Annotated in this window: 11 protein-coding genes, 1 pseudogene and 1 riboswitch; of the genes and pseudogenes, 9 read left to right on the top strand and 3 right to left on the bottom strand. The window is 69.8% G+C overall.

Going from position 1 to position 12,163, the window contains the following annotated elements:
* Nucleotides 1-82 precede the first annotated feature (82 nt).
* The 8 genes and pseudogenes from K7C20_RS04295 to K7C20_RS04260 all read left to right on the top strand — a co-directional run bounded on the left by K7C20_RS04295 (nucleotide 83) and on the right by K7C20_RS04260 (nucleotide 7,021).
* Nucleotides 83-1,006 (top strand): DUF881 domain-containing protein, encoded by a 924-nt coding sequence (locus K7C20_RS04295; RefSeq protein ID WP_030084942.1) that lies wholly within the window; start codon nucleotides 83-85, stop codon nucleotides 1,004-1,006.
* Nucleotides 1,003-1,335 (top strand): small basic family protein, encoded by a 333-nt coding sequence (locus K7C20_RS04290; RefSeq protein ID WP_003984969.1) that lies wholly within the window; start codon nucleotides 1,003-1,005, stop codon nucleotides 1,333-1,335. The genes K7C20_RS04295 and K7C20_RS04290 overlap by 4 nt, the downstream gene beginning before the upstream one ends.
* A 5-nt stretch (nucleotides 1,336-1,340) precedes the next feature.
* Nucleotides 1,341-2,435 carry a DUF881 domain-containing protein gene (locus tag K7C20_RS04285; protein ID WP_209443895.1) on the top strand — a complete coding sequence of 365 codons (1,095 nt, stop codon included), beginning with the start codon at nucleotides 1,341-1,343 and terminating at the stop codon, nucleotides 2,433-2,435.
* Nucleotides 2,436-2,553: 118 nt separating this feature from the next.
* Complete coding sequence (locus K7C20_RS04280; protein ID WP_078953131.1) at nucleotides 2,554-3,402, top strand: FHA domain-containing protein; 849 nt, start codon at nucleotides 2,554-2,556, stop codon at nucleotides 3,400-3,402.
* Nucleotides 3,403-3,419: 17 nt separating this feature from the next.
* Complete coding sequence (gene ftsR, locus K7C20_RS04275) at nucleotides 3,420-4,166, top strand: transcriptional regulator FtsR (protein ID WP_030084936.1); 747 nt, start codon at nucleotides 3,420-3,422, stop codon at nucleotides 4,164-4,166.
* A 56-nt stretch (nucleotides 4,167-4,222) separates the two neighbouring features.
* Nucleotides 4,223-4,696 (top strand): bifunctional nuclease family protein, encoded by a 474-nt coding sequence (locus tag K7C20_RS04270; protein ID WP_006606439.1) that lies wholly within the window; start codon nucleotides 4,223-4,225, stop codon nucleotides 4,694-4,696.
* A 187-nt stretch (nucleotides 4,697-4,883) separates the two neighbouring features.
* Nucleotides 4,884-5,488: pseudogene (locus K7C20_RS04265) on the top strand (MerR family transcriptional regulator).
* Nucleotides 5,489-5,554: 66 nt separating this feature from the next.
* On the top strand, nucleotides 5,555-7,021 hold the full coding sequence (locus K7C20_RS04260; RefSeq protein ID WP_078953132.1) for a DNA polymerase IV: 1,467 nt from the start codon (nucleotides 5,555-5,557) through the stop codon (nucleotides 7,019-7,021).
* Here K7C20_RS04260 and K7C20_RS04255 read toward each other — a convergent pair.
* Nucleotides 6,925-7,314, bottom strand: a complete 390-nt coding sequence (locus K7C20_RS04255) for a PRC-barrel domain-containing protein (RefSeq protein ID WP_048829859.1) — start codon at nucleotides 7,312-7,314, stop codon at nucleotides 6,925-6,927. The genes K7C20_RS04260 and K7C20_RS04255 overlap by 97 nt on opposite strands.
* A gap of 114 nt (nucleotides 7,315-7,428) precedes the next feature.
* Nucleotides 7,429-7,526: riboswitch (glycine riboswitch) on the top strand.
* A gap of 188 nt (nucleotides 7,527-7,714) precedes the next feature.
* Here K7C20_RS04255 and gcvP point away from each other — a divergent pair.
* Nucleotides 7,715-10,600, top strand: coding sequence for an aminomethyl-transferring glycine dehydrogenase (gene gcvP, locus K7C20_RS04250; protein WP_053209116.1), 2,886 nt, complete (start codon nucleotides 7,715-7,717; stop codon nucleotides 10,598-10,600).
* 84 nt (nucleotides 10,601-10,684) lie between these two features.
* On the opposite strand, the gene K7C20_RS04245 is transcribed toward gcvP, so the two are convergent.
* Both K7C20_RS04245 and K7C20_RS04240 read right to left on the bottom strand, forming a co-directional pair.
* Nucleotides 10,685-10,879 (bottom strand): DUF5999 family protein, encoded by a 195-nt coding sequence (locus K7C20_RS04245; protein ID WP_030084924.1) that lies wholly within the window; start codon nucleotides 10,877-10,879, stop codon nucleotides 10,685-10,687.
* Nucleotides 10,880-11,220: 341 nt separating this feature from the next.
* Nucleotides 11,221-11,811: a hypothetical protein gene (locus K7C20_RS04240; RefSeq protein WP_053209115.1), complete on the bottom strand. Its 591-nt coding sequence runs from the start codon at nucleotides 11,809-11,811 to the stop codon at nucleotides 11,221-11,223.
* Nucleotides 11,812-12,163: the final 352 nt, after the last annotated feature.

The raw sequence follows: 12,163 nt of genomic DNA, 5'->3' as shown, positions 1-12,163 counted from the left end.
CGGACCCCGCCGGCGGGTCGTGCCCGGGCACGCCGGTGGGGCCATTGGGAGACTGTGCGGCGGACGTGCGACGATGTGCGGCATGTCGCAGCAGCGCCCCGATCGGAGCAACACGAACACGCCGGCCGCGCGCCCCGATGCGTCCATGTCGCTGCTGAACAATGTGATGGATCACAGCCTCGACGACGGATATGCCGAGGCCGCCGCGCGGAAGTCCGAAGCCGGCGTGCGCGGCCTGCCGCGTACTTTGCGGGCGAAGTTGGGCCTCGCGGCCGGTCTGGTGCTCGCCGCGGTCGTGGTGACGGTGGGGGCGGCGCAGGCGCGGATATCCGCACCGACGCTGGCCAAGGAGCGTACGGAGCTGATCAACCGCATCCAGAAGGGCACCGGCGAGGCGGACCGGCAGCAGCAGCGGGTCGATGCGCTCCGGGACGACGTCAGCAGAATGCAGCGCGAGGCGCTGAAGAAGCACGGCGGCGACAAGGCCGAACTGCTGGCTCTGCTCTCCGGTTCCTCGCAGGCCACCGGGCCCGGCGTGAAGCTCGTCGTGGACGACGCCAAGGGCGCGGAGTCCCATGGCGGCGGTCCGCGCGAGAGCAGTGGTTTTTCGGACACGGGGCGGGTACGCGACAGGGACATGCAACGCGTGGTCAACGGCCTGTGGGCGTCCGGTGCGGAGGCCATCTCCGTCAATGGACAGCGGCTTACGTCACTCTCGGCGATCAGAGCCGCAGGAGACGCCATACTGGTCGACAACAAGCCACTGGTGCCGCCTTATACGGTGCTGGCGGTGGGGGACGGGCAGCGGCTGAGCACCGCGTTCCAGGGCAGCGCCGATGGCCAGTACCTGCATGTGTTGCAGGAGAACTACGGCGTACGTACCAGGATTTCCGCGGAGAACGAGGTCACGCTGCCGCCCGCGCCCAGTTTGATCGTACGTACCGCAAAGCCACAGGCCGGTGCCGCCAAGGCGGACGGCGCCGACACAGGGAAGGGCACATCGTGATCGCCGTATTGGGCCTCATCGTGGGAGTCGTGGTCGGACTTGTCGTCCGACCCGTGGTGCCGACGGTGGTCGAGCCCTACTTGCCGATCGCTGTCGTCGCGGCGCTGGATGCCGTGTTCGGTGGTCTGCGCGCGATGCTGGACGGCATCTTCGACGACAAGGTCTTCGTGGTCTCCTTCCTGTCGAATGTCGTCGTCGCCGCGCTGATCGTCTTCCTCGGCGACAAGTTGGGCGTCGGCGCCCAACTCTCCACCGGCGTCGTCGTGGTGCTGGGTATCCGGATCTTCTCCAACGCCGCCGCGATCCGCCGGCACGTCTTCCGGGCGTGAGGCGGATGTCGACCGAGGAGACCCCGGAGCCGGTGAAGAAGCCGGAGCAGTCGGTGCAGCCGGAGCGGGCGGAGCGGCCCGAGCCGGTGGCGAAGTCGGAGCGGGCGGAGCGGCCCGAGCCGGAGTCGAAGGCGCTTGAGTCGGAGCCGGACCAGCCGGAGCCGGAGCGGTCGGAGCCGGGCCGGCCGGAAGCGGGGCAGGACAGGGGCCCGGCCGGCCGGCTGCCGATGCCGCCCGAGAGCCGGAGCATCCCGGAGCGGGCGGACTCCGAAGAGGAGACCGAAGCGCAGGAACCGGACAGTGCTGGACAGAAGACGGACAAAGGGGCAGACTCCTCGACTCCGGATGTGATCGCCGATGACGGGAGTGCGGAGCGCCCGAAGAACGGTCGGGAGCGGCTGGTGGCGAGCCTGTGGCCGCCGCGGCTGACCCGGGCTCAACTGATCGTCGCGTTGCTCCTGTTCATTCTCGGACTCGGTCTGGCGATTCAGGTACGTTCCACAAGTGACAGCAGTGCGCTGCGGGGTGCGCGCCAGGAAGACTTGGTGCGCATTCTGGACGAGCTGGACAACCGCTCCCAGCGGTTGACCGACGAACAGCGGCGCCTGGAAGGGCAGAAGACCGAGCTGGCGAACAGCTCGGACCAGGCCGAGGAGGCCCGTAAACAGACCGTGGAGAAGGAACAGCAGCTGGGTGTGCTGGCCGGGACCGTCGCGGCGCAGGGGCCCGGCATCAACCTGACCATCGATGACCCGACGCACTCCGTCGAGGCGGACAAGCTGCTGGACACCATCCAGGAGCTGCGGGCGGCCGGCGCCGAGGCCATCCAGGTCAATGACGTCCGGGTCGTCGCGAACACCTCCCTCTCGGATCTTCAGGGTGGTGTGGGGATCGACGGCAAGCGCGTCGCGCAGCCGTTCCGCTTCAAGGTCATCGGGAAGCCGGAGGACCTCGAACCGGCGCTGAACATTCCCGGCGGAGTGGTTCAGACGCTGGAAAAGGAGCAGGCCAAGGTGTCTGTGACCCGTGAGGAGAAGATCATTGTGGACGCCTTGCGAGAGGCGAAGCGGCCTGACTACGCTCGGTCGTCATCGCAGTGAGGCGTAGGCGTATGTCGAGTGCCCGGCGAGGGCATGAGGTAGCGGGGGGTCGACGCACCGTGCGTGTGGTGTGTGGTGGAAACTGTCTGAAGGCCACGGACGTTCACAGGATGTCCGGATGGGCCGGTGTGTGCATCGAGGGTTCGTCCTGCCCCACGGGCGGGTCTATTTCGTTCAAGGGGAATCGCCCGTGAAGTTGTTTGGAAAGCTGTTCGGCAAGAGCGCGCGCCAGGAGGGCGGCAGCGGCTCCGCGCGGCACCGCGCGTCGGGCCGGCCCGACGAGAGCGGTTCGGCCGAGGACCGTCCGCTCTTCCGTGACGAGGTCAGCGGTCCGTCCGGGGGGTACGGCGCGGGTTCTGTTGACCCCTCCGGTCCCGGCCGCATAGGTTCCCAGGAACCATCAGCCGCACGCACGGGTGGAGGGTCGGCCTTGCCGGTTTGTACGAGGTGTGGGAACCGGAACGCCGAGGCGAGCCGGTTCTGTTCCAACTGTGGTGCGCCCCTGCGTCCGGGCGCTCAGCCCGAGCGCGCGTCCGAGACGACCTCCACCATCTCCATTTCGGGGCTGGAGGCCTACGACTCGGAGGCGACGGGCCAGAACCTGTCGCCGTCGCTGTCCCCCGAGGCGCAGGCGGCCGTCGACGCCCTTCCGCTCGGGTCGGCGCTGCTGGTCGTCCGCCGGGGTCCGAATTCGGGCAGCCGCTTCCTTCTGGACAGCGAGCTGACGACGGCGGGCCGGCATCCGCAGGGCGACATCTTCCTCGACGATGTGACGGTCTCGCGCCGCCATGTGGAATTCCGTCGCGGTCCGGACGGTCTCTTCACGGTCGCCGACGTCGGCAGCCTGAACGGCACCTACGTCAACCGTGAGCGGATCGACTCCGTCGCCCTCGCCAACGGTGATGAGGTCCAGATCGGCAAGTTCCGCCTGGTCTTCTACGCGAGCCAGCGAGGCGCCGGTATCTGACCGGTCGGGGAAGGCATATGCGCGATACACCGAAAGGCGGTGCCGGCTCTGCCGGCGCCGCCTCCTCGGACGGCAGGCCGGTGAGCATCGGCACGGTGCTCACCCTGCTGCGCGAGGAGTTCCCCGAGGTCACGATCTCCAAGATTCGCTTCCTGGAGGCCGAGGGACTGGTCGAGCCGAAGCGCACGCCTTCCGGATACCGCAAGTTCACACCGGCGGACGTGGAGCGGCTGGCCGGCGTCCTGCGGATGCAGCGGGACCACTATCTGCCGCTGAAGGTCATCCGGGAGCATCTGGACGCCCTGGAGCGCGGAGAGCAGGTGCCGCTGCCGGCCCCGACCACTCCCTCGCGGGATCTGGTCGAGGGCGTACACGAACCTGGTGAGGAGCGCCCCACGGCTGCCCGGATCGGCCGGGCAGAGCTGCTGGCCGCCGCGGAGGTGGACGAGGCGGCGCTCGCCGACTGGGAGTCCTACGGACTCATCGTCCCTCATGCGGAGGGCGGATACGACATCGAGGCCGTCACGGTGGCCAAGCTTGTTGCGGACCTGGGCCGTTTCGGTCTCGAACCGCGGCATCTGCGTGCCGTGAAGGCGGCCGCCGAGCGCGAGGCGGGCCTGGTCGAGCAGGTCGTTGCACCCCTTCGGCGGCACCGTAACCCGCAGACCAGGGCCCATGCCGAAGCCACCGCCAGAGAGCTGGCGACGCTGTCCGTACGGCTGCATGCGGCACTGGTGCAGAGCGCTTTGCGGGTCCGGCTGTAGTGAGCAAACGAGTGCCCGACTACCCAAACCGGCCGGGCACGTCCTAGGGTTGCTGTGTGAACGAGCTCGACGTCGTGGGTGTCCGGGTGGAAATGCCTTCCAGCCAACCGATCGTGCTCCTGCGGGAGGTGGGAGGCGACCGATACTTGCCCATTTGGATCGGGCCAGGGGAGGCCACCGCCATCGCCTTTGCCCAGCAGGGCATGGTCCCTGCCAGGCCGCTGACGCACGACCTTTTCAAGGACGTGCTCGAAGCGGTGGGCCAGGAGCTGACGCAGGTCCGCATCACGGATCTGCGCGAGGGGGTTTTCTATGCCGAACTCGTCTTCGCGAGCGGGGTCGAGGTCAGCGCGCGTCCGTCCGACGCGATAGCGCTGGCTCTGCGCACCGGAACGCCGATCTTCGGTACCGACGGTGTGCTGGACGACGCGGGGATCGCCATCCCGGACGAGCAGGAGGACGAGGTGGAGAAGTTCCGCGAGTTCCTCGACCAGATCTCGCCCGAGGACTTCGGGACCAACAGCCAGTAATACCGGCCAGGCGAACCACCTGTTTTTGGCCAAACAACTAGCCCTTCCCCGTGCGAGGTCACGAGAAACCACTCGTAGGGTGATTATCACTCGGCGTGGCGAGCGCGGCGATCGTTGACGCACCCCGAGTGACTGCATACCGTCGATATGGCAGGTCCCGTCCGGGACGTGGAGGACGGAGGGCGGCGTGGCAATCACCGGCGACGGTATGGCGGCGGAAGGGGCGTTGCCGCTCCACTCGGGCGCAGCAGCGAATCCTGCCCCGGCACCGGCCGCGGCGGTGTCGGGGGACTGCGAGGCGCAGAACATCGGCTATCGCGGCCCGACCGCCTGTGCGGCAGCGGGCATCACCTATCGGCAGCTCGACTACTGGGCGCGTACGGGCCTGGTGGAGCCGAGCATCCGGCCGGCGTACGGCTCGGGCACCCAGCGGCTCTACAGCTTCCGGGACGTCGTGGTCCTGAAGATCGTCAAGCGGCTGCTGGACACCGGGGTGTCGCTTCAGAACATCCGCACGGCCGTCCAGCATCTGCGCTCGCGCGGGCTGGCGGATCTGACGCGGATGACGCTGATGAGCGACGGCGCGACGGTCTACGAGTGCACCTCGCCCGACCAGGTCGTGGATCTGCTCCAGGGCGGTCAGGGCGTCTTCGGGATCGCCGTGGGCGGGTCTGGCGGGACGTGGAGAGCGCGCTGTCACAGCTCCACGGAGAGCGTGTGGACACCGGCGAGACCCTGGTCGGGAAGAACCCGCAGGACGAGCTGGCGCGGCGGCGCAACCGCGCGGGCTGAGTCCCTGACGGCGCTACCGGCCCGGCATCGGGCCGATTGTCAGTGGCATGGGGCAGCATCGGACATGTGAGACCTGCCCCGACGATCCTGCATCTCGACATGGATGCGTTCTTCGCGGCCGCCGAGCAGGCGGCCAAGCCGAGCCTGCGCGGCAAACCCGTGGTGGTCGGCGGGATCGGGCCGCGCGGAGTGGTCTCCACGGCGTCGTACGAGGCCCGGGTGTTCGGTATCCGCTCCGCGATGCCCACGGCCCAGGCGCGCCGGCTGTGCCCCAACGCCGCCTATCTCACCCCTCGCTTCACGTTGTACCGCCAGGTGAGTGAGGCGGTGATGGAGCTGCTGCACGCGCTGTCGCCGCTCGTGGAGCCGCTGAGCCTGGACGAGGCGTTCGTCGACCTGGAAGCGGGCGGGGTGCCGCCCGAGACGGCCGCCGTGCGGGGCGTGGGGGAGCAGCTGCGCCGCGACATCCGCTCCGCCACGGGCCTGACCGGCTCGGTGGGGCTGGCCGGCGCGAAGCTGCTGGCGAAGATCGCGTCCGAGGCGGCCAAGCCGGACGGCCTGGTGGTGATCGAGCCCGGTACCGAACGGGAGCTGCTGGGCCCGATGACGGTGCGGACGCTGCCCGGGGTGGGGCCCGCGACGGCCGAGACGCTGCGCCGGGCCGGGATCCACACCGTCGCCGAGACCGCGGAGGCCGGTGAGGCCGAGCTGGTGCGGCTGCTGGGCAAGGCGCACGGCGCGGGGCTGTATGCGATGGCGCTGGGCCGGGACGACCGGCCCGTGGTGGCCGAGCGGGATGCGAAGTCCATCTCGGTCGAGGACACCTTCGAGGTCGATCTGACCGACCGGACCCGGGTGCGCAGTGAGGTGCTGCGGCTGGCCGACCGCTGCGTCCAGCGGCTGCGGGCCGCCGGGCGGTCGGGACGGACGGTGGTCATCAAGGTGCGCAACTACGACTTCTCGACGCTGACCCGCTCCGAGACGCTCCGGGGGCCCACCGACGACCCGGCGGTGATACGGGAGGCCGCGGCGCGGCTGCTGGAGATGGTGGACACCACCGGCGGGGTGCGGCTGCTGGGTGTGGGGGTCAGCGGACTGGCCGACTTCACGCAGGAGGACCTCTTCGCCCAGGTGGCGACGGAGCGGGAGGCGGAGGAGACCGCGAAGGCCGCGGCAGCCGCGGCGGAGGCGGCCGGCGGCGGGACGGAGCCGCACGAGGCCGAGGAGGAGCGGCCGCGGCGCTGGCATCCGGGACTGGACGTGGTGCACGACGAGTACGGGGCCGGGTGGGTGCAGGGCAGTGGGGTGGGGAGGGTGACCGTACGCTTCGAAACGCCATGGTCCGCACCGGGAAGGGTGCGGACCTTTGCTGTCGAGGATCCGGCGCTGCGGCCGGGGGAGCCCCTGCCGCTGGTGCGCGGGGGGCCGGCGGACGGTCAGTCGTCCGAGCCGGCGATCCTGCCGAAGTCCTTGTCGCCGGAGCCGGGGGAGGACACCGGGTCGGAGGTCGGGGAAGAGATATCCAGTCGGTAGTGGTGATAGAGCTGAAGTTCCTGCTCAGGCGAGAGGTGACGGCCGACACCGAAGTCCGGCGCATCCTTGATCAACTTGCGGTCATAAGGAATGTGCAGGCCCTCACCGACCATCTTGCTGGGTTCCAGGGGGACGAACGCGTCCCGGCTGAAGAGTCCGGTACGCACGGCCGCCCACTCCGGTTCCCCCGTCGCGTCGTCGAGATATACCTCGTCGATCGTGCCTATTTTGGTGCCGTTACGGTCGAACGCTTTGCGGCCGATCAGGCTCCGGGGATCGATATCGGTTTGCACGGCCCCTCCAATTGGTCGCAACTGCCCTCTGACAACTACCAAACGGCACATTTCATGCCCTGGCCACTCGAAGGAGCCTTCGAGAGCGGCGCTGGTAGGCTGGCCAATGGCCGCAGACCCCGTGCGGGAGAGTCCTGTGTCGTTCGCGACCTGGGCGCCGAAGGAGCAAATCCTCCCCGGAATCTCTCAGGCACACGTACCGCATGGGTGAGGTCACTCTGGAAAGCAGGGCGGGCGACGGAAGGCACAGTGCCGGGGCCCCTCCTCACCGACGGTGAAAGCCGGGCCGCCTCGTGCGGGCCGGTGAAACTCTCAGGTTGAGATGACAGAGGGGGAGGCCGTCCGGGCACCCGCGTCGCGGTGCCCCTCGTAGGTCGCGCCGACCAGGAGGCCCCCGCAGATGACCACCAATCGCATCTCCTTGACCGAGCTGGAACGCGGCACCCCGTTCGAGCACCGTCACATCGGTCCCGACCACGAGGCGCAGGCGAAGATGCTCGCGCACGTCGGGTTCGGTTCGCTGGACGAGCTCACCGCCACCGCCGTCCCCGACGTGATCAAGAGCGCGGAGGCGCTCGGCCTGCCGCAGGCCCGTACCGAGGCCGAGGTCCTTCAGGAGCTGCACGGCCTCGCGGACCGTAACCAGGTGCTGGCGTCCATGATCGGACTCGGCTACTACGGCACGTTCACGCCGCCCGTGATCCTGCGCAACGTCATGGAGAACCCGGCCTGGTACACGGCCTACACCCCCTACCAGCCGGAGATCTCGCAGGGCCGCCTCGAGGCGCTGCTGAACTTCCAGACGATGGTCGCCGACCTGACCGGACTGCCCACCTCCGGCGCCTCGCTGCTGGACGAGGGCACCGCGGCCGCCGAGGCGATGGCGCTCTCCCGCCGGGTCGGCAAGGTCAAGCAGGGCGTCTTCCTGATCGACGCCGACTGTCTGCCGCAGACCATCGCCGTGATCCAGACCCGCGCGGAGCCCACCGGCGTCGAGGTCGTGGTCGCGGATCTGTCCGACGGCATTCCGGCCGAGATCGCCGAGCGGGGTGTCTTCGGTGTGCTGCTCCAGTACCCGGGCGCCTCCGGTGCGGTGAGTGACCCCCGCCCCGTCATCGAGCAGGCCCACGAGCTGGGCGCGATCGTCACCGTCGCCGCCGATCTGCTGGCCCTGACGCTGCTGACCTCGCCCGGTGAGCTCGGCGCGGACATCGCCGTCGGCACCACCCAGCGCTTCGGCGTCCCGATGGGCTTCGGCGGACCGCACGCCGGCTTCATGGCCGTACGCGACCAGTTCGCCCGCAGCCTCCCCGGACGTCTGGTGGGCGTCTCCGTCGACGCCGACGGCAGCAAGGCCTACCGCCTCGCGCTCCAGACCCGTGAGCAGCACATCCGCCGGGAGAAGGCCACCAGCAACATCTGCACGGCGCAGGTGCTGCTCGCCGTCATGGCCGGCATGTACGCGGTCTACCACGGGCCCGAGGGCCTGCGGACGATCGCCCGGCGCACCCACCGCTACGCCGCGGTCCTCGCCGAGGGCCTGCGGGCCGGCGGGGTGGAGATCGTCCACGACGCGTACTTCGACACGCTGACCGCGCGGGTGCCCGGCCGGGCCGCCGAGGTCGTCGCGGCCGCCCGCGAGGCCGGTGTCAACCTCCGGCAGGTCGACGCCGACCTGGTCGGCATCGCCTGCGACGAGACCACCGGGCGCGCGCAGCTGGCCGGCGTCTGGGGTGCCTTCGGTCTGCACGGCGACGTCGAGCAGCTGGACGCGGCCGCCGCGGAGACGCTGCCGCAGGCCCTGCTGCGCAGCGACGACTACCTCGCCCACCCGGTCTTCCACCAGTACCGCTCCGAGACCGCGATGCTGCGCTACCTGCGCACCCTCGCCGACAAGGACTACGCGCTGGACCGCGGCATGATCCCGCTCGGTTCCTGCACGATGAAGCTGAACGCGACCACCGAGATGGAGCCGGTCACCTGGCCCGCCTTCGGCCAGCTGCACCCGTTCGCGCCGGCCGCCCAGGCTCAGGGCTACCTCACGCTCATCCAGGAGCTGGAGGAGCGGCTGGCCACGGTCACCGGCTACGACAAGGTCTCCATCCAGCCGAACGCCGGATCGCAGGGCGAGCTGGCCGGTCTGCTGGCGGTGCGCGCCTACCACCGCGCCAACGGCGACGAGCAGCGCACCGTCTGTCTGATCCCGTCCTCCGCGCACGGCACCAACGCCGCCAGCGCGGTGATGGCCGGGATGAAGGTCGTCGTCGTCAAGACCGGCGAGGACGGCGAGGTCGACACCGACGATCTGCACGCCAAGATCGAGAAGCACCGTGACGAACTCGCGGTCCTGATGGTCACCTACCCCTCCACGCACGGAGTGTTCGAGGAGCACATCACCCAGATCTGCGCGGCGGTGCACGACGCCGGCGGTCAGGTCTACGTCGACGGCGCCAACCTCAACGCGCTGGTCGGCCTCGCCGAGCCCGGCAAGTTCGGCGGCGATGTCTCGCACCTCAACCTGCACAAGACGTTCTGCATCCCGCACGGCGGCGGTGGCCCGGGTGTCGGTCCGGTCGGCGTGCGCGCCCACCTGGCGCCGTACCTGCCCAACCACCCGCTCCAGCCCGCTGCGGGCCCCGAGACGGGTGTGGGACCGATCTCCGCGGCGCCCTGGGGCTCGGCCGGCATCCTGCCGATCTCCTGGGCGTACGTCCGCCTGATGGGCGGCGAGGGCCTCAAGCGCGCCACCCAGGTCGCGGTGCTGAGCGCCAACTACATCGCCAAGCGCCTGGAGCCGCACTACCCGGTGCTCTACACCGGCCCCGGCGGTCTGGTCGCGCACGAGTGCATCATCGACGTCCGGCCGCTGACCAAGGCGACCGGTGTGAGCATCGACGATGTGGCCAAGCGGCTCATCGACTACGGCTTCCACGCGCCGACGATGTCCTTCCCGGTGGCCGGCACGCTGATGATCGAGCCGACCGAGAGCGAGGACCTGGGCGAGCTGGACCGGTTCTGCGACGCGATGATCGCCATCCGCGCGGAGATCGAGAAGGTCGGCTCGGGGGAGTGGGACAAGGACGACAACCCGCTGCGCAACGCCCCGCACACCGCGGGCGCGCTCGGTGGCGACTGGTCGCACCCGTACACCCGCGAGGAGGCGGTCTTCCCGGCCGGCGTCGAGGCCTCGGAGAAGTACTGGCCGCCGGTCCGCCGCATCGACGGTGCCTTCGGCGACCGTAACCTCGTGTGCTCCTGCCCGCCGCTGGACGAGTACGACAACTGAGTCACCGCACCTGACTCACGGCAACATCAAGGGCCCTCGGCAGATCTGCCGGGGGCCCTGTCGTTCGTGCCGCGCGCTCGCGGGTCAGGCGGCGGCGGTGGCCCGTGCTCGGTGCGGGGCGATGACCTGCCCGTTGGGCAGCAGCTCACCGGTGTCCTCGAAGAGCAGGACGCCGTTGCAGAGCAGGCTCCAGCCCTGTTCCGGGTGGTGCGCCACAAGGTGTGCGGCCTCCCGGTCGCTGGAGTCGGCTGACGGGCATGGCGGTTGGTGCTGGCACATGGAAGTTGTCTTTCGCTGCGGAGTGGTGAACGTCGTCGTGCGGCTCGATGAGGTGTTCATGGCCGCTCCCCCGTTTCCTTCGGTCGATCCCAGTGTTGCCCCACGGACGGGATTCCGCAGGGATTTCGCAGCAGCGGTACTCACTCGATAGGGACGCGTCACCCATGCGGGCGGTTGCTCCCAATTGCACTCCTTCCCAGGAGGGTTGGGAGTGGTATCCGCGGGCTAGGCCGCCCGGGTGAGCGCGACAGAGCGCCCCGCGGCCGGAAGGGGCCGCGGGGCATGCTCGTGCGGGGTCGCGGGCGCCGGTGTCCGTGCGGGAAACGGTCCGGCGCGTCGGCTCAGGCGGGTTCGGCGAGGAGCGGGGTGGTGGGGGTGAGGCGCAGCGTCAGCCGGGGAAGCAGGTCGGCGATGCGCTGCGGACGGTGCGAGGCGATCCCCGGCGGGGCGGGCGCGAGCGGTATCAGCAGGTCAGCGGGCGTGGGCAGGCCTTCGGCACCGTCGGAGGCGATGTCGTGATGCAGCCACAGGGTGAGCATGTAAAGCTCGGGGACGGACAGCAGGCGCGGCTGGTAGGGCGTGCCGAGCGCTTCGGCCTGGGCCAGCGCCTGCTCGGTCGCGGCGACGTACGGGCCGCCGCAGAAGCGTGAGAACGTCCAGCCGTCCGCCGTGAGCATCGCCTCGGCGGTGGCCACGGCACGTTCCCCGCCGCGGACCAGGAAGCGCCAGCCGGCCAGACGGGTGTGCGGCATGCCGCCGGCCCGGCTGACGTCGTCCCAGACGTGGACGGGCAGCGGGTGGTCGGGGCTGAGCGGACCCTGATGGGCGCGCAGTGCGGCGACCGGGGCCTCGCGGACCGCGGTGGGCGAGCCGAGGGCGGCGAGAACGCTGCGCAGGGCAGGCGCGGGGGCAGGGGGAAGGTGCAGCGGCATGGTGGGTCGCCTCTCACTTCGGAGACACGGTGGAGCGTGGCAGGGTGCAAACGACGCTGTCTGCGTGCGGGTCAGAGCGTGGCCGGCCGGGGCTGCGGCCCGGCGAGGTCAGTCGCTGTGCCCCCGTGCCGGCGAGAACCCCGGGACGCTGGGCGCCAAGTCTCTGCCTCGTAAGCGGAGTTTATACGACGTATGTTCTGAAAGTGTTTCGGCTACCGGCCTTGTGGATTTCGGGCAAGGTGAAATCCAGACCGTTGTGCGAGGTGATTTCCGCCGCTTTGTGCAACGGTTTTACGGCACCACCTCGTATTGCCTCGGCAGCGCGGTAGGCCGGATCTCGTCAGTGATTCTC

The sequence above is a fragment of the Streptomyces decoyicus genome, assembly GCF_019880305.1.
In the GTDB taxonomy this organism is placed as follows: domain Bacteria; phylum Actinomycetota; class Actinomycetes; order Streptomycetales; family Streptomycetaceae; genus Streptomyces; species Streptomyces decoyicus.
The sequence above is the reverse complement of the archived record's forward strand: the minus strand, read 5'-3'. Positions and strand labels throughout refer to the sequence as shown.